This window comes from Ruegeria sp. HKCCD6428, from assembly GCF_013110595.1.
Taxonomy (GTDB): Bacteria; Pseudomonadota; Alphaproteobacteria; order Rhodobacterales; family Rhodobacteraceae; genus Ruegeria.
Genome location: NZ_WVQX01000002.1, coordinates 1 through 16,839, shown reverse-complemented (window position 1 = coordinate 16,839; position 16,839 = coordinate 1). Strand labels below are relative to the sequence as shown.

Sequence of the window (16,839 nt, the reverse complement as noted above, 5' to 3'; positions counted from 1 at the left end):
TGGCTATGGGATGTGCAATTTGCTTTCGAATCGTTCGACAGGGTCCGCCTCGGTTTCGGGATGCCATTGTTTTGCGGCCGGTGCGCAAACCTTCAGACAATCAACCGCGCGCGCTGCGATCTGATCCGCGATTTCGGTTATGTTGACGGGGTTCAAATAGAAGGCTGGCACAGGGGGCAGGATGATGGCTCCCATTTCTGCGGCCGCCGTCATATTGCGCAAATGAGCAAGTGTCAGCGGCGCTTCTCGTGTCAGCAGTACCAGTGGGCGTCGTTCCTTGAGCTGCACGCCCGCCGCGCGTGTCAGCAGGTTGTCGTCCAGGCCATGCGCGATCGCAGCCAGTGAGCGCATGGAACAGGGTGCGACGATCATCCCGGATACCGGCACCGAACCGGACGCTATACTGGCCCCGATATCGGCGGGCGCGTGATGACGGCTTGCCGACTGCCGCAGTTCCTTCAGGGCATCCGGGCCGCATTCCTGCGCAAGCGTCAGACGGGCGGCGGGGCTGACGACAAGGTCGATTTCGATATCCGCCGATGTCAGATACCGTGCGACCGCAAGGCTCAAAACCGCACCGGAAGCGCCTGACACGCCTAAGACTACTCGGGTTTTCGTCATGTTATCAGCTCTGGCATCAATCTGTCTATCAGGTCTTCCGCAAATGCGTGATCAACCTTTTCGGTGCGCATGACCGTCCCCCATTCCCGCCCTGTTTCACTGCCTGTTTTTGTCGTGGCGTCGATGCCAAGCTTTCCGGCCAGACCGGGTTCGGGTGAGGCGAAATCCAGATAATCCATGGGTGTCTTGTCCAGGATCATCACATCACGGCCCGGGTCCATTCGCGTGGCAATCGCCCAGGCGATATCGTCCCAGTTTCGGGGGTCGATATCGGCATCTACCGCAACGATCATCTTCGTATAGCTGAATTGCGGCAGCATCCCCCAAAGCGCCATCATCACACGTCGGGCCTGACCCGGATACCGCTTGTCGATGGCGACGATGGCAATGCGATAGGAACAGGCGGCAGGCGGCAGCCAAAGGTCGTGTATTTCGGGGATCTGAGCGCGAATGGTCGGCAAGGCAAGGCGATTGAACACTTCGCCAATGATCGCAGGTTCGTCAGGCGGGCGACCGGTATAGGTCGACAGATACAGCGGCGCCTCGCAATGGGTCACGGCCGTGACATGCATCACCGGAAACGGTTCGGCGGAGTTGTAGTACCCGGTGTGATCCCCGAACGGGCCTTCGGGTGCTGTCTCGCTTGGCGACACCCAGCCTTCCAGGACAATCTCGGCATCTGCCGGTACGAGCAGAGGGACGGATTTGGCCGGAACCAATCGTGGCCGGTTTTGGTTCAGGGCCCCGGCAAATGTCAGTTCAGACACCATTTCGGGCAGGGGCAGAGCCGCCGACAACAAGGTCGCGGGATTCGCGCCCAGAACGATTGCGACCGGCGTCTTTTCACCGTGCTGCGCCCAACTGCGATGATGAGCGGCCCCGCCGCGATGTGGCAACCAGCGCATGATCAGACGGTTCCGGTCCAGCACCTGAACGCGATAGACGCCGGCGTTGTAGGTCTGTGCCGCGTCGGGTTCGCTGCTACGGGGCCGGGTGATGACCACAGGCCAGGTGATCAGAGGCCCCGCGTCCCGGGGCCAGTGTGTCTGGATCGGCAGCGCTGAAAGATCAACATCGGCTTCGCAGTTGCAAACCTGCTGAACAGCGGCGGTTTTGACCTGCTTCGGCCGCGTGGACAATGCGGCCTTCAGCATAGGCCACCGGGACAGCGCATCCCGCAACCCGCCCGGCGGCGTCGGGGCCCGAAGCGCGGCCAGAAAAGCGCCCAGATCATCCAGCCCATCGGAAGAGACGCCCAGTCCCGCGGCGACCCGTTCCGAAGTTCCGAACAGGTTGACCACAACCGGTATGTCGCATTGCCCCGAGGGCACGCCCGTCGGTGTGTCGAATTGCAACACGGGCCCATTGGCCTCTAACACGGCGCGGTGGACAGCGGTCATTTGATGGCGCACGGAAACCGGTTCGGCGATGCGCCTGAACTGCCCTGTTTCTTCACACCATTTCAGAAAATGTCGAAGGCTGGGATATGGCGACAGAGTGCGAATGGGTTTGCTCCGGCGGTGGTGCCCACCCTCTAGCAGCGAAAGAGGCCGGTCGAATTGACAACCGTCAAGTCCCGGGCGCCGGTGCGGCTTTAGGAAGGCTGCACCGGTTCACTTTGTTGAGACAGCAGGAGGTCTGTTTGTCCGATCCCCGAAACCCGATACCGCGATGCCCTGCCGCTTTGGCCGCGGCCCTGCAGTTTGTTCCGCTTGCACCTTTGTCGCTGTCACTGACGGCGTTTTCCCGCAAAATAACCAAGAAACACCCCGGCTTGCTCAACCGGCTCGGTAAATACAGCCGGGCAGCCTTTGTGCTTGATCCAACGGATCTGCCCGTTGTCCTTCTGCTTGAACCGAATGACGGCGCACCGAGAATAAGACTTAGCCGAAGGCGCGTGGAAGGGGCCGCGCGAATTTCCGGCCCACTGGCCGCGCTCTTGGGGCTGGTGCATGGTGCGTTTGACGGTGACGCCCTGTTCTTTTCGCGCGATCTGGTGATCGAGGGCGACACAGCCGCGGCACTGGCGCTGCGCAACGCAATTGACGACGCAGAGCTGGACCTCGCGCACGAGGCCGCAGCCCTTTCCGGCCCGCTTGCACGCCCGCTGAAGCAGATCATCGCCTTTGCAGAGCGTCGGACCGGTCTGTGCCTGACCCGACCCGAGGACGCGATCCTATGGTAATGGAAATCGTTTGCCCGGCGGGAACGCCCGCGGCCCTGCGTGCAGCCGTCAAGGCCGGGGCTCACACGGTCTATTGTGGCTTCAATGACGAAACCAATGCGCGGAACTTTCCGGGGCTCAACTTTGACCGCGCTGAAATGCGGGCCGGAATTTCCTTTGCCCATGGTCACGGATCGAAGGTGTTGATTGCAATCAATACCTTCCCGCAGGCGGGCAACGAAGGGATCTGGAAACAAGCCGTGGCGGATGCCGAAATCTGCGGTGCAGATGCTGTCATTCTCGCCGATCTGGGCTTGCTGGACTACGCGGCGCGACATCATCCCAAGCTGCGCAGACATCTGTCCGTGCAGGCCGCGGCGGCCAATGCTGACGTGATCAATTTCTATGCTGAAACTTTCGGTGTGAAGCGGGTGGTCTTGCCGCGCGTTTTGTCCGTGCCGGAAATTGCCGCGATCAACTCTGAAACCGACGTCGAAACCGAAGTCTTCGTGTTCGGCGGTCTTTGCGTCATGGCCGAGGGGCGATGCTCGCTGTCCTCTTATGCTACCGGGTTGTCTCCAAACATGAACGGTGTCTGTTCTCCTGCCAGCCATGTGCAGTATCAAGAAGAACAGGGCGCGTTGAACGCGCGCCTTGGCGGGTACCTGATCCACCGGGTCGAACGGGATGAGCCCGCACCGTATCCGACTTTGTGCAAAGGGTGTTTTTCCGCAGGTGAAAAAACCGGGCACCTGTTCGAGGATCCCGTCAGTCTGAACGCAGAACGGCTGATCCCGCAATTGCAAAAGGCAGGTGTGACAGCCTTGAAGATCGAAGGGCGCCAGCGGTCAAAATCCTATGTCGCACAAGTCGTTCGGAATTTTCGCGCTGCGGTCGATGCACTGGAGTCAGGCCAGCCGATGCCCGAAGGTATGCTTGCGCGATTGTCGGAAGGGCAGGCCATGACGACCGGCGCTTACAAAAAGACGTGGAGGTGATCCGATGGAACTGACAGTAGGTCCGAACCAGTTCTTCTGGCCCGCCGAAACCTGGGCTGCATTTTACGATGATCTGGCCCGATCGCCCGTCGACCGCGTCGTGCTTGGGGAACTGGTCTGTTCCAAGCGCTTGCCGTTTTACCAGGATCGTATCCCCGCGGCGATTTCCCGGCTGGTGGAGGCGGGCAAAGAGGTTGCGCTGACAAGCCTGGCCCTTGTGACCCTGAAACGCGAGCGCAAACTCACCGCTGAGCTTGCAGAAATGGGCGTCATGGTCGAGATCAACGATCTGACCGCGCTGGCACATTTGCCCGGCACCTGCACGTTTGCCGTTGGCCCGTTGGTAAATGTCTACAACGAAGGCACTTTGAGATGGTTGGCTGCTCGGGGTGCGCGCCGGGTTTGTCTTCCGCCGGAATTGCCCATCGCTTCGGTCAAAACGCTGGCGCAAGCTGCCTCGGACTTGGGCGTCGCGATCGAAATATGGGGGCATGGCAGGTTGCCACTGGCTATTTCCGGGCGCTGTTACCACGCGCGATTGCATGGGCGCAGCAAGGACAATTGCCAGTTTGCCTGCGAAGACGATCCGGACGGGTTGGACGTTCTGACCGGCGACGGCAAGCCCTTTATGGCCATGAACGGTGTGCAGACCCTGTCAGACAGCCATGCCTGTACGGATCATCAGATCGACCTTCTGAAACAGGCTGGCATCTCGGCGTTGCGTCTGTCGCCGCAATCTGGCGGATTCCGTCAGCTGTGCGAACTGTATCGAAAACGTATCGACGGTGATCTTCCCCAAGGAGAAGTGGAGCGCGCCCTGCGTGGCGCTGATCCTGATATTCGGTTGAGCGACGGATTTCTGACGGGGTCCTGCGGTGCAGAATGGTCCGGTGCTTCAAAGGCGGCTTCGATCTCGGTTTGATCGCGGCATCGGCACGACGTCCGTCGCGCCGGACACGAATGAAAAAGCCTATGCTTTGAACCCTTGGGATGAGTCCGGGTTTGTCCGGGATTCTTCCTCTTGAACCCAGGTTTCGGCCTGCAAGACCCCGGGTTGCCCGGTGCCGATAATCCCCACAACCTGCACATCGCCGGTGTCGGTGGGCGCGGCCACCTGAACGCGCCGGATCAATGCGAAAAGGGCGACCGCAATACCGATAGCCGCCAGAAGAAACGGAAGACCGCGCCCGCCGAACAATGAGATAGAGTTCGGCCCCAGCATGGTTCCCACCAGCAGGCCGACATTCAGCAGCAGCACCATCGTGCCACTGGCGGGAACGATCTGAGACAGCTTGAGCTGATCATTGGCATGCGCCGTCAGGATCGAATACGCGGGATACAGCCCGATTGCGATCAGTACAAAACCATAGACGATATGAGACGGAGACGTATCGATGGCCATCCAAAGACTGGACAGGGTCGTAACGACTCCCAGCCCGATGACGACATAGCGTCTGTCGGTGTGATCAGACAGCCAGCCGACGGGGTATTGCACCACCGCACCGGCGATCAGCGCCGCCACCAGCGCCCCTGACGCCTGCGCCGTCGTAAAGCCGTTTTGCAACGCATAAAGCGGCAACGAGATATAGGACGCGGCGACACCGATGCTAACCAGAACGATTCCGATGACTGCGATGGGCGAAACCTTGTAGAGCACGGGAACCGACATGCGTTCCGGCGCGGCATACTCCGGCGCCTTGTTGCCCGACAGAAGAAGCGGCACGATCGAAAGCGAAATCAGGATGGAAACAAGCCCGAACAGCAGGTTCCCGGTAGGGTCGGGAAAGCCGACTATGGCGGTGCCAAGCGCCGGGCCGGCAAGCTGTATAATGAAGTATAGCGACAGAACCTGAGCGCGCATGTTGTTCTCGGATTTCGCGTTCAGCCAGCTTTCGGTGATGACGTAAAGCCCCGGGTAACAAAACCCGCCCAACAGACGCATCACGCTCCAGCTGATCGCGTCGCTGGTCAGCAGATGCACGATGGCCGCAATCGAAACCAGCGAGGCGAGGGCCGAAAATGCCCGAATATGCCCGACATTTTCGACCAGCCTCGGGGCAAGTGCCGTCCCCGCAAGCGCGCCCAAGGGATAGCTTGCCTGCATGACGGAAATCGTGAAGTCACTAAAGCCCAGACTGGCCCCCCGGATTGTCAGCAACGTCGCCAACAGACCGTTGGCAACCATCAGCATGAACATCCCCAGGAACAGTGCCCAGTTTTCGTTTAACGCGCGTATCATAGCCAACCGCTACTGATGCGGGTCTGGCCTGTATACAACTCCTACGACATCGGGATGTCGTTTGATGGAACTTCTCCGTCGCAGGCCACCATGTCGGATTCAACCGTCCCAGGGCCCACTGCAACTGGGCTTTGGGCTGAGCTACACGTCGCCTTGCATGATCCGGGCATAGATATCGGGATCCGTCACGCCCTCGGAACCGATCGTCAAAACCCGAGACTGCGGCGTCAATCCAAGCTTCTGGAAAAGCTCGGGGTTGTTGGCTGCTTCGATCAATGCAGCCAATCCGGCAACGCCGCTCTCTCCGGCTTCGATCGCCGGATCACTGCCATGCGGACGCGCCAGACGACGGACGGTGGGCGGTATCAGCTGATCGTCGATTGTCAGAAAGTCCGAGGCTTCGCTGTGCAAAACCTCCCACGCCATCGGAGACGGCACCCCGCAGGACAAACCCGCCATGATGGTCTCTTCATCGATATCTACGGACGCGGCTTGCCCCTGCCTTGCGCTTTCGAACAAACACGCCGCCAGATGCGGTTCCACGACCACGACGCGCGGCGCGGCATCACCCCAGGCCTGACGCAAAGCTGCCGCAACTGCCGCGGCAAGCCCTCCAACTCCACCTTGCAGGAAGACATGCGTCGGTGCCGCGTCCATTGCATTCACGACTTCCTTGACCATGACGCCATAGCCCGACATCACGTCGCGCGGCGGGTCGGTGTAGCCTGGCCAGGATGTGTCCGAAACCACGAACCAGCCGTTCTCGTCGGCTTCCCGCCGACACTGATCCACCGAGGCGTCATAGTCTCCATCGATGCGCACGACGTCGGCCCCCAGATCGCACATGGCCTGCGCGCGGCCTTCACTGACCTCGGCGTGAATGTAGATCCGGCAAGGCGCGCCGAACCGCTTGCACCCCCACGCGAGAGATCGACCGTGGTTGCCATCGGTCGCCGAAACAAGCGTGATACTGGCAACCATGTCGGCGCAGCGGCCAGTACGGATATCTTCCAATGACACATCCTGACCGGTGCGGCGCGATATTTCACGTTGCAGAACACGCAAGGCGGCAAAGGCCCCCCCCAATGCCTTGAAACTGCCAAGCCCAAACCGGGGACCTTCATCCTTGTAGTGGACCTCCGCGACGCCGATCTCGGCTGCCAACGCGGGCAAGGAATGCAACGGCGTGGGCGCATACCCCTCCCATTGGGTGATTTCCCTTGCTGCGCGATCGAAATCCCGTCGTGGCAAAACGGTTTCGGCAGCGGGGCCGAAGCTCGGCCTGCCTGCCTGATGGGCGATGTTTTCCGTCATGGTCGTGTGTCCTGTCAGGGTTTCAGTGGCAGGCGCTGCCGCACCAGCTCTGCCCAGAATTCTGCACCCAGCGGGAGCAGTTCGTCGTTGAAATCGTAATCAGCCGAGTGCAGCGGTTGGCCATTTGATCCTTCGGTCCCGTTGCCGATAAGCAGTAAACACCCGGGCACAACGGCAGCAAATTCGGCAAAATCTTCAGAAAAAGACATGGCAGGGCGGTCTCCGTCCACCTCAAGACCCATGGCCGAAGCCGCTGCAACGACATGCGATGCGGCATCGGCATCATTGTTTGCCTCGATGAATTCGGTACGGAAATCCACGCTCACCTCGACGCCATGGCTTTCGGCCACACCGGTTGCGATCTGGCGCATATTGCGCTCGATCAGCCTGCGATCTGCCGGTGACATGGCCCGCGCGTCCCCTTTCAGAACAGTGCGCCCCGGAAGCACATTGCGCTGTCCGTCGGTGATCAACTCGGTCACTGACACCACGGCGCCGGAAGAAGGTGCAAGCTTGCGTGAAACGATGGTTTGCAGGGCCAATACCAGTTCCGCGGCAGGCGTGATCGTTTCGCGCCCGACATGGGGCATCGAGGCATGACCGCCCTGACCGGTAATCGTGATCTCGAACAGACTTTCACTGCAACAGATGACACCAGCGCGGGTGGAAACCCGCCCGACAGGCTCGCCCGGAAGATTGTGCGCGCCGTAAACCTCTTCAATCGGGAAGGTCTGCAAAACCCCTTCATCGATCATCGCCCTTGCCCCAAGCCCATGCTCTTCGTTGGGCTGGAACAGGAAGACAACCGTGCCGTCAAACGCCGGATCCTTGGCCAGCAATTCGGCGGCCCCAAGCAGCATCACCGTGTGGCCATCATGGCCACAGGCATGCATGACACCTTCGTTCTGCGACGTGTGCGCAAACGTGTTGACCTCGGTGATCGGCAGCGCGTCGAAATCCGCGCGCAGCCCGATGGCGCGATTGCCGTTGCCCGCCTTCAACACGCCCACGACACCGACCCCTTCAAACACCTCGATGCCCAGGTTGCGCAGATGCTCGGCAATCCGGGCTTTGGTCCGAACTTCCTGAAATCCAAGCTCGGGGTTGCGATGAAACTCGTGGCGCAACGCACGCAGGCGTTCTGTCAATGCTGTCACGGCAAAACTTCCCCTTCGACGTGTTGCTTCAAATGTGCGAAACAAGTTTATTGCAAGAGACCTGAAAAAAGGGCTCTAGTTGGTGGCAAGCCATGCAAGTTTCTTTCACATGACGCAATTGGATGACTTTGACCGCGCGATCCTGCGGATTTTGCAACAAGACAACAGAACCACGCAGCACAAGATTGGCGAGGCGGTAAACCTGTCCGCACCCTCGGTGCAGCGCCGTATCCGCCGGATGGAGGCCGAGGGCGTGATACGAGCCAATGTGGCCGTCGTTGACCCGGCGGCCGTTGGTCTTCAGCTTACCATCTTCGTTGAACTTGAACTGGTCAGCGAAACCCCGGACGAGATTGATGCCGTCAAGAAAACCCTGCTGAATGCTCCGGAAGTCCAGCAATGCTTTTACGTGACCGGAGAGGTTGATTTCATGATTGTCGTGGTCGTCGAAAGCATGGCGGTCTACGAAGATTTCACCCGCCGGATGTTCTTTGAAAACGGAAATATCCGAAAGTTCAAAACCTTCGTTTCAATGGATACCATCAAATCCGGCAGCGCTTTGGGGTTCTGACCGAAACATGGTGCAGTGCCGAACCCGACGAGACGTGTTCGTCCTATGCCTCGACCATTTGGTTTAATCGACGGAACCGCAAAGGCAAGTCCCGTCAAGGGTTTCAACGCAATTGTCCCACCGTGTTTTCACCTACATTCCATTGCGCGGAATGACATGCGCTTTCTCTTCCTCAAAGATCAACTCCTCTCCTGACCATGCCTTCAGGCGCGAGATCAAATGAAACTCGGTGGCCGTTGCCCGTTGTTCGGAATAGGTCCAGATCCTGTTCTTCTGCGTCAGATGTTTCAGCTGATTGGGTTGCAGCAGCACATCGCATGACCACCCGTCCTTTTTTGAAACCATTTACGTCAGCCGACCAACTTCGCTGTCCTGCATCGGGCATGCAAAAAAGCAGCGTTTCGGCAGTGTCGGGTGGCATATGGCGCTCCGATATAGGGGCGAGCGGAGGAGCTCTTAGCCGATTGAAAGCAGAATGGGAAATCTCCGTAAAACGCCTTGTGAACCAGGGCCGCGATGTTTCACCAAATGCGTTGGCCGAAGAGTGCAAGACAGGAAAAAAAGCACCGGTGAAAACGTCCTATCCGCAAGGCGCTGGCAACCGCTTATCACGTCTCCGAGCACCGGACATTAGCGTGCTATTAGGTTGAAAGCCCCCGCGCAGCAGGCTGGCAATTATTCGATGATTAAAGGTCCGGGCTGGCGGTTGGCGTCGTTTCGCTCTATCGCCCAACCGGAACATACCCATCGTGACAGGAGACAGCAGTCGTGACCATTACTCGGATCGAGACCGGCAAACGCATGAGCCGCATCGTCAAACATAACGGAACCGCCTATTTGTGCGGTCAGGTTTCCGATGCCGCAACTGTTGCGGATCAAACCCGTGACATCCTTGCCAAGATCGAGGGCCTTCTGGCCAAGGCCGGCAGCGACAAGACGCGCATCCTGCAATGTGTGATCTGGTTGTCGGACATGGCCGACTTTGCCGAAATGAACGCGGTCTGGGATGCCTGGGTGCCAGAGGGCCACGCCCCGGCCCGTGCCTGTGGCGAGGCGAAACTGGCCCGTGATGTTCTGAAGGTCGAGATGATCGTTACCGCAGCCTGCGATTGATCCGCCCGGCCGCGCGCCATGCACTGATTTCAGGTACGGGCGGGTTTGGGCCTGGGAAACAAGACGCGCTGTCCGCGTTCCTATTGTACCTGAGAATGTACCTTTACCAGAGTTTCCAGAAACAGCTTGGCCACGCGTGTTGGCGCAGGTTGTTTTCTGGCCACGGCCGCGAAACGGGTTCTGTATTTGATCTCTTTGGGCAGGACCTGTTTCATAAGCCCTTGTTCGACAAATTCCTGCGCCAGATGATCGGGAAGAAACCCAAGGTAGCGACCTGACAGTATCAGAATGACAAGGGCTTGTTCATTCTGAACTTTGGCCGCACGTCGAAACCCCAGTTGTTGACCAACGATGAGATTCGGAGAGTTCACGTTCAGGCCGGCATAGTTGAACTTGCGAAGAACACTCAGCTTCAATTCTGGATCCGACCGGTCAAACAGGGGGTGTTCCTGCCCACAGTACAAGAACATGTTTTCCCCGTAGAGCGGTGTGTAATCCAGGCTTGCCGATGGTCGGTGCAAAGCGATGATGCCGACATCCAGATGCCCGGTGATGACCATTGTCTCAATCACGTTGGGGGGTTCCAGCGACAACTCAATGTGAACCGCCGGTGCAGCCTCATTGAACTTGTGAATGGTGCGGGCAAGTTGGGCTTCGGGGTTGGTTGTACATTGATCGAACAAAGCCACGCGAATACTGCCGGCCAGTTGTTGTTTGACTTCGTTGACCTCGGTTCTGAATTGCGCAACGGAAATAAGCAGGTCTTCCGCAGCGGCCAGCACCTTCTCGCCGTCTTCCGTCAGTGAAAACCCTGACGGCCCCCGGTTGCACAGCTTCAGGCCAAGCCTCAGTTCCAGATCAGACAAGTGTTTCGAGATCGTCGATTTTCCGATGTTCAGCTCGATCTCGGCGGCCGTGATACCACCACTTTCTGCGACGGTTTTGAACACGCGCAGCAGACGGATATCCGTGTCGCCAATCCGGGTATCAAGTTTGTTCTGACTCATATCGTATGTTTGAGATTAATGAAACCTTTCGCGCAAATATTAACAACGACGAAACCATTTTGGCAAGTTAGCTTCGTGTCGCCGAGGTAGAATCGGACTGGCCTATTTCTCCCCAGGTCAGCGCGCACCTCGAAACACGACAAATGGGAGGAAATCCATGTCATTTATCAAAAAGCTTGGCACTTTCAGCGCAGCCGTTTCCGTTGCCGCACTGATGGTTGCAGGCACGGCCGAGGCGAAGAATTTCAAGATCGCTGTCGGCGACAGCGCCGGCAGCGCACAAGAGGCGCTGGGGCTCGCTTTCGTGAAAGCGCTCGAAGAAAAATCAGGTGGTGAGCACACCGCGACTCTGTTCCTGAACGGTCAGCTCGGTTCCGAGCAGGACACCGTGAACGAGGCCGCCATCGGCACGCTGGACATGTCACTGCTGGCAATCAACAACATCACGCCATTCTCGCCCTCGGTCGGGGTTTTCACTCTGCCCTATGTTATTCTCAGCCTGGAAAATGCCGAAAAACTGACCCAGGGTCCAATCGGTCAGGAACTGATCGAAAACACCATCCGTGATGCCGGCGTCCGCATCATCGGCTGGACGTATACCGGTTTCCGCCGTCTGACGAACTCGAAGAAGCCGGTCAAATCGGTTGCGGATTTGCAGGACCTGATCATTCGCGTTCCCAAAAACGAAATCATGATCGAAACCTACAAGGCATGGGGCATCAACCCGACCCCGATGGCCTGGTCGGAAACCTTCACCGGCCTGCAGACCAAAGTGGTTGACGGTCAGGACAACCCTTACCTGACGATCAATGCGATGAAGTTCTACGAGGTTCAGGACCACGTCACCAACCTGCGTTACATCTTCTCGATCGAACCGCTGATCATCTCGGAAGCCGTGTTCCAGGACCTGTCCGAAGAGGAACAGCAAATGATCCTGGAAGCAGGGCAGGAAGCCACTCAGGTCTCGGCACAGTTCCTGCGGGACTCGGAGGCAGCCATCAAGGAAGAGCTGACGGCCAAGGGTATGGAAATCATTGACCCCGAGAACGACGAAGCCGAGTTCATCCAACTGGCGACCGAAGCTGTATGGCCGCAATTCTACGAGTCCATTGGTGGTGTCGAGAAACTGAATGCAGTTCTCGAAGCCATCGGCCGCGAGCCGGTCCAGCAATAATCGTCGCACGGCGATACCGGGAAGAGCGCTGCGGCGCTCTTCTCGTTTCAGGGAGGAGTGAAACCACATGTTCTGGAAATTTCTGGACAACATAGAAAGTGTCATCTGCCGGATCCTCTTATCCGGCTTCGTCTGCCTTTTGTTCGTGCAGATCATCGCGCGCGAAGTCTTCGGCTTTTCGATCAGCTGGATCGAGGAGCTTTCGGTCTACATGTTCGTCTGGTTCGTCTATTTCGGCGCAAGTTACGCCGCTCTGAAAGGTGCGCATAACCGCGTGACATTCCAGTTCAAGTTCCTGCCCGATGGCTCGATCAAATACATCGAAGCCTTCGCCGATCTCTTCTGGCTCTTCTTCAATGTCTACTTCCTGTATCTGGCGACAGATTTTGTCTTCAACAAGATGAACAAATTCTGGAAGTCCCAGACTCTGGGTATCGAGATGAAGTACATCTACATGGTGCTGCCCATCGCGTTTGCGCTGATGACCGTCCGCATCATTCAGGTGAATTACCGCCGCCTTATCAAGGGCGAGGATATTCACGATCCTGATCAGATCGACCTCGACGAAATCAAAGCTGCGACTGAAGCAGCAAAGAAATCCTAAGGGCAGGGGGATAAACCATGGAATCCGAAATTGTCACAATCCTGTTTGGGTCTTTCCTGTTTCTGCTGCTCATTGGCGCGCCGATCACGGTGGCGCTGGGTGTGGCGTCGCTGGTCTCATTCCTCTACCTGGACGAGAACCCGATCAAATTCGTGCAAATCGCCTTTACCTCGGTGGGTGCTTTCCCCCTGATGGCGTTGCCTGCCTTCATTCTTGCCGGGGCCCTGATGGAGGCCGCCGGTATCTCGAAACGCCTGATCAATGTTGCTGAAAGCCTGGCCGGTCCTTTCACCGGCGGTATTTCGGCTGCGACGGTCATGGCATGTCTTTTCTTCGGCGCCATTTCGGGCTCGGGCCCGGCAACAACCGCGGCCGTTGGGATGCTGATGATCCCTGCGATGATCGACCGCGGCTATGAGCGCGGCTATGCCTCGGCGATCACTGCGTCCTCTGGCGGCCTTGGGATTATCATTCCTCCCTCTATCCCGATGGTGATCTTCGGCATTGCCGCGCTCGGTATGGCGCCGCCGCCGGAAGCGGTGGAAAAGTTCGGTTCCTTCCAGTCGGTTTCGATCTCGAAACTGTTCATCGCCGGATTCGTCCCGGCCTTCCTGATCGCTACCAGCCTGCTGATCCTGAACTTCTTCATGTCGAAAAAGCGCGGCTACAAAGGCGTTTCCGAAGGTTGGTCGATCCGTCACGTGGGTTGCGAAATGTATCGCGGATTCTGGTCGCTGATGGCGCCGCTGGTGATCCTGGGCGGTATCTATACCGGGTTCTTCACCCCGACCGAGGCGGCAATCGTAGCAATCTTCTACACCCTGTTCGTGGGCGTGGTTATCTACCGCGAACTGACCTGGCAGTCGCTGTTCCAGTCGCTCGAGGCCACCACATGGCTGACTGGGCGTGTTCTGCTGATCCTGTTCACCGCGACGGTGTTTGGCCGACTGCTGGTGGAAAACCAGATCCCGGCGATCATCGCGGATTCGATGCTCAGCTTCACGGACAACCTCTATGTCATCTGGGCGCTGATCATCTTCTTCCTGCTGTTCGTCGGCATGTTCATGGAGACGCTGGCCACCATCCTGATCCTGGTTCCGGTGATGCTGCCGGTGGCCTATTCGGTGGGTATCGACCCGATCCACTTTGGCGTGGTGATGGTCTGCACGCTGGGTATCGGTTTCCAGACGCCGCCGCTGGGCGAAAACCTGTTCATCGCGTCGGGTATCTCGAACATCACCATCGAACAGATCTCGTTGCGCGCTCTGCCTTTTGCCGCAGCCAACACGGTGGCGATCTTCATCATCGCCTTCTTCCCTGAACTGTCGCTGTGGCTTCCACGGCTGTTCGGCTACTGACCCGAAAGGATGACGACATGAAACAACTGGTCACAAACATCCTCTTTGCCACTGACCTGTCCGAAAACTCGGGTCACGCCATGCGCCATGCCGCCAGCATCGCGCAGGCCACGGGGGCTGAAATTCACGTGCTGCATGTGAATGAGCCACTGTCGGACGATGCCAAGATCACGATGGAGATCTTCATCCTGAATGAAGAGACCCGCAAAACCGCCGCTGCGCGCCGTCACGAGATGGTGCGCAAGGTTCTGGCCGAACGGCAAGCCAAGTTCTGGGCTCAGTTCGATGGTGACGATGAGAGAATTCGCGATCAGGTCACTTCGGTCGAGGTCACAGATGGCCACCCGGCCGAAGTGATCCTGCGCCGCTCGGTCGAACTGGGCTGTGATCTGATCGTGCTGGGCGCGCATGATCACGGCTTTTCGCATACGTTTCTGGGCACCGTCGCAAAGCGTGTTTTGCGGCGCTCCAAGATACCGACACTGATCGTTCCGAACCCGGACGAAACGTAACAACCCCACTGACAAGGAAGTACAAAATGAGCGAGACCCTGACCGCGCAGGACCTGGCGGACACGTTCGACGCGTTCAACCGCCACGACATCGACGGCGTGATGACCCACTTCGCCGACGACTGCGTGTTCTACACCGTGGCCGGTGACGAGAAATACGGCAACAAGATTGAAGGAGCAGAGGCTATCGCCGCCGCGTTTTCAGGCGTCTGGGCAGGCATGAAGGACGCCCATTGGGATCACCACGGCCACTTTGTCCACGGTGATCGCGCCGTATCGGAATGGACGTTTTCGGGAACCGATGCAGACGGCATGCGGATCGAAGCGGAAGGTGCGGATCTGTTCACTCTGCGTGACGGGAAAATCGTCGTAAAACAGGCGCTTCGCAAAACGCGCCCCATGTTCAAGGCCTGATCCGCCGCACTGTGCGCAGCTTCGGAGAAAAACAAGAATGGTGGACAACAGCATCCCGCGTCATTGGCCCAAGGCCAGCTATGACCCGAAATATGACCCCATCATCGATGCGGGTCCCGGTCACAATCGCGACCACGCGCCCACATACTGGATCGGAACGGCCGGTACGCCCCCGGCCGATGATGGTCCGGTGTCCAGCGATATGGATGCGGATGTGGTGGTGATCGGGTCGGGTTATACCGGCCTGTCCACCGCCATTCACCTTGCCAAGGAACACGGAATCCAGGCGGTTGTTCTTGAAGCGAATACCGTGGCCTGGGGATGCTCGACGCGCAATGGCGGGCAGGCCCAGATCTCATCCGGGCGGCTTAAACGGTCGCAATGGATTCAGCGCTGGGGCACGGATGTGGCCAAGGGCATGCACGCCGAAGTCACCGAAGCTTTCGAGTTGTTCAACGATCTCATCGCGTCGGATGACATCGACTGCGAACCGCAGCCGGGTGGCCATTACTATATCGCGCACCGTGAAAAGGTCATGCCGTCGCTCAAGAAAGAGTGCAAGCTGCTGAACGACGTGTTCGGCTACGGCTCGCGTATCATTTCCCGGGACGAACTTCATGAAAACCACGTGCGCGACATGGAAGCCGTAGGCGCGATGTGGGAGCCGGACGGAACGTGTATCCACGCCGGCAAGCTGGCTTTTGGCTATGTCAACATGGCGCGCAGGCTGGGTGTGAAAATCCATACCGGCAGCCCGGTCATGGGGTGGCAAACCAAGGACAGAGTGCATCATCTGCGTACGCCGGGCGGTATTGTGCGCGCGAAATCGGTGGCCTTGGCAACGGCCGGTTATACACCCCCGGGGCTCAACAACCGCACCAGGCACCGCTTGATGCCGATCCTGTCAAATTCGATGGTGACACGGCCTCTGACCCGGGCCGAGTTGGACGAATGCGGTATTCAGACCAGATCCCCCCTGACCGACACGCGCACGCTGCGCCACTATTACCGCCTGTTGCCGGACAATCGGATGCAGATCGGCAGCCGCAGCGCCGTAACAGGGCGTGATGCCGAGAACGGCAAACATCTGGACTTGCTGAAAAAGGGACTTGCCCGCAAGTTCCCGGCGCTCGAGGATATCAACCTCGACTACTCCTGGTGGGGCTGGGTTGATGTCAGCCACGACATGATGCCGCGCATTTTTCGGCCCGATCCAGATCAGAACGTGTTCTATGCCATGGGCTACGGCGGCAATGGCGTCATGTACTCGGCCCAGGCCGGACGACGCATGGCGCAGTTGGTTGCCGGCAAAAAGGACAAGGCGTTTGAACTGCCGATCTTCACCTCCCCATTGCCGAGCCACGGCATCCTGACGCCTTTCCGTCGACTGGGACAGCGTATGGCGTATGTCGGCTACTACCTCAAAGACGAAATACTGTAACTCACAGGGGCTTCGGCGCCCTGAAAAGACAAGGAAGAACTCAGATGAAGATGACGACGGAAGAGGCGTTTGTTAAGGTTTTGCAGATGCACGGGATTGAGCATGCGTTCGGGATCATTGGATCTGCGATGATGCCGATCTCGGACTTGTTCC

At 58.3% G+C, this 16,839-nt stretch carries 18 protein-coding genes; 11 read left to right on the top strand and 7 right to left on the bottom strand.

What is annotated here, in order from left to right; all coding sequences use genetic code 11:
* Nucleotides 1-3 precede the first annotated feature (3 nt).
* The gene (locus tag GS620_RS05505; RefSeq protein WP_171614528.1) at nt 4-621 is read right to left on the bottom strand and encodes a UbiX family flavin prenyltransferase; all 618 of its coding nucleotides are present in this window, start codon (nt 619-621) and stop codon (nt 4-6) included.
* Complete coding sequence (locus GS620_RS05500; RefSeq protein WP_171615260.1) at nt 618-2,126, bottom strand: UbiD family decarboxylase; 1,509 nt, start codon at nt 2,124-2,126, stop codon at nt 618-620. The genes GS620_RS05505 and GS620_RS05500 overlap by 4 nt, the downstream gene beginning before the upstream one ends.
* 137 nt (nt 2,127-2,263) lie before the next feature.
* Here GS620_RS05500 and GS620_RS05495 point away from each other — a divergent pair, with 137 nt between their 5' ends.
* Genes GS620_RS05495 through GS620_RS05485 form a run of 3 tightly spaced genes read left to right on the top strand, consistent with a single transcriptional unit; the run spans nt 2,264 to nt 4,705 of the window.
* A complete protein-coding gene (locus tag GS620_RS05495) occupies nt 2,264-2,806 on the top strand; it encodes an SCP2 domain-containing protein (RefSeq protein ID WP_371809773.1) in 543 nt (180 codons plus the stop codon).
* Nucleotides 2,806-3,783 (top strand): peptidase U32 family protein, encoded by a 978-nt coding sequence (locus GS620_RS05490; RefSeq protein WP_171615258.1) that lies wholly within the window; start codon nt 2,806-2,808, stop codon nt 3,781-3,783. Before GS620_RS05495 ends, GS620_RS05490 begins: the two co-directional genes overlap by 1 nt.
* A 4-nt stretch (nt 3,784-3,787) precedes the next feature.
* Entirely contained in the window at nt 3,788-4,705 is a 918-nt protein-coding gene (locus GS620_RS05485) for a U32 family peptidase (protein WP_171614525.1), read from the top strand.
* Between the two features lie 48 nt (nt 4,706-4,753).
* Here GS620_RS05485 and GS620_RS05480 read toward each other — a convergent pair whose 3' ends face one another.
* The 3 genes from GS620_RS05480 to GS620_RS05470 all read right to left on the bottom strand — a co-directional run bounded on the left by GS620_RS05480 (nt 4,754) and on the right by GS620_RS05470 (nt 8,493).
* Entirely contained in the window at nt 4,754-6,022 is a 1,269-nt protein-coding gene (locus GS620_RS05480; RefSeq protein ID WP_171169859.1) for an MFS transporter, read from the bottom strand.
* A 141-nt stretch (nt 6,023-6,163) separates the two neighbouring features.
* Nucleotides 6,164-7,336 (bottom strand): diaminopropionate ammonia-lyase, encoded by a 1,173-nt coding sequence (locus tag GS620_RS05475; RefSeq protein ID WP_171614524.1) that lies wholly within the window; start codon nt 7,334-7,336, stop codon nt 6,164-6,166.
* A 14-nt stretch (nt 7,337-7,350) separates the two neighbouring features.
* Entirely contained in the window at nt 7,351-8,493 is a 1,143-nt protein-coding gene (locus tag GS620_RS05470; protein ID WP_171614522.1) for an amidohydrolase, read from the bottom strand.
* Nucleotides 8,494-8,602: 109 nt separating this feature from the next.
* Between GS620_RS05470 and GS620_RS05465 the strand changes: the two genes are divergently transcribed.
* Entirely contained in the window at nt 8,603-9,064 is a 462-nt protein-coding gene (locus GS620_RS05465; RefSeq protein ID WP_171614519.1) for an Lrp/AsnC family transcriptional regulator, read from the top strand.
* Nucleotides 9,065-9,196: 132 nt separating this feature from the next.
* Here the strand turns inward: GS620_RS05465 and GS620_RS05460 are convergent, their stop codons facing one another.
* The gene (locus tag GS620_RS05460) at nt 9,197-9,409 is read right to left on the bottom strand and encodes a hypothetical protein (RefSeq protein WP_171229471.1); all 213 of its coding nucleotides are present in this window, start codon (nt 9,407-9,409) and stop codon (nt 9,197-9,199) included.
* A gap of 423 nt (nt 9,410-9,832) precedes the next feature.
* Here GS620_RS05460 and GS620_RS05455 point away from each other — a divergent pair, with 423 nt between their 5' ends.
* Entirely contained in the window at nt 9,833-10,177 is a 345-nt protein-coding gene (locus tag GS620_RS05455) for a Rid family hydrolase (RefSeq protein WP_171614517.1), read from the top strand.
* A gap of 80 nt (nt 10,178-10,257) precedes the next feature.
* Here the strand turns inward: GS620_RS05455 and GS620_RS05450 are convergent, their stop codons facing one another.
* Nucleotides 10,258-11,184, bottom strand: a complete 927-nt coding sequence (locus GS620_RS05450; protein ID WP_152460452.1) for a LysR family transcriptional regulator — start codon at nt 11,182-11,184, stop codon at nt 10,258-10,260.
* Between the two features lie 157 nt (nt 11,185-11,341).
* On the opposite strand from GS620_RS05450, the gene GS620_RS05445 reads away from it, so the two are divergent.
* The 6 genes from GS620_RS05445 (at nt 11,342) to GS620_RS05420 (ending at nt 16,686) form a co-directional block, all read left to right on the top strand.
* Entirely contained in the window at nt 11,342-12,358 is a 1,017-nt protein-coding gene (locus GS620_RS05445; RefSeq protein WP_171614515.1) for a TRAP transporter substrate-binding protein, read from the top strand.
* Between the two features lie 67 nt (nt 12,359-12,425).
* On the top strand, nt 12,426-12,962 hold the full coding sequence (locus GS620_RS05440) for a TRAP transporter small permease (RefSeq protein ID WP_152460450.1): 537 nt from the start codon (nt 12,426-12,428) through the stop codon (nt 12,960-12,962).
* 17 nt (nt 12,963-12,979) lie between these two features.
* Nucleotides 12,980-14,320 carry a TRAP transporter large permease gene (locus tag GS620_RS05435; RefSeq protein WP_171614514.1) on the top strand — a complete coding sequence of 447 codons (1,341 nt, stop codon included), beginning with the start codon at nt 12,980-12,982 and terminating at the stop codon, nt 14,318-14,320.
* A 17-nt stretch (nt 14,321-14,337) separates the two neighbouring features.
* A complete protein-coding gene (locus GS620_RS05430) occupies nt 14,338-14,832 on the top strand; it encodes a universal stress protein (RefSeq protein ID WP_152460448.1) in 495 nt (164 codons plus the stop codon).
* 26 nt (nt 14,833-14,858) lie between these two features.
* Nucleotides 14,859-15,245, top strand: a complete 387-nt coding sequence (locus GS620_RS05425; RefSeq protein ID WP_216597832.1) for a nuclear transport factor 2 family protein — start codon at nt 14,859-14,861, stop codon at nt 15,243-15,245.
* Between the two features lie 37 nt (nt 15,246-15,282).
* A complete protein-coding gene (locus GS620_RS05420; RefSeq protein ID WP_171614513.1) occupies nt 15,283-16,686 on the top strand; it encodes an FAD-binding oxidoreductase in 1,404 nt (467 codons plus the stop codon).
* Nucleotides 16,687-16,839 lie beyond the last annotated feature (153 nt).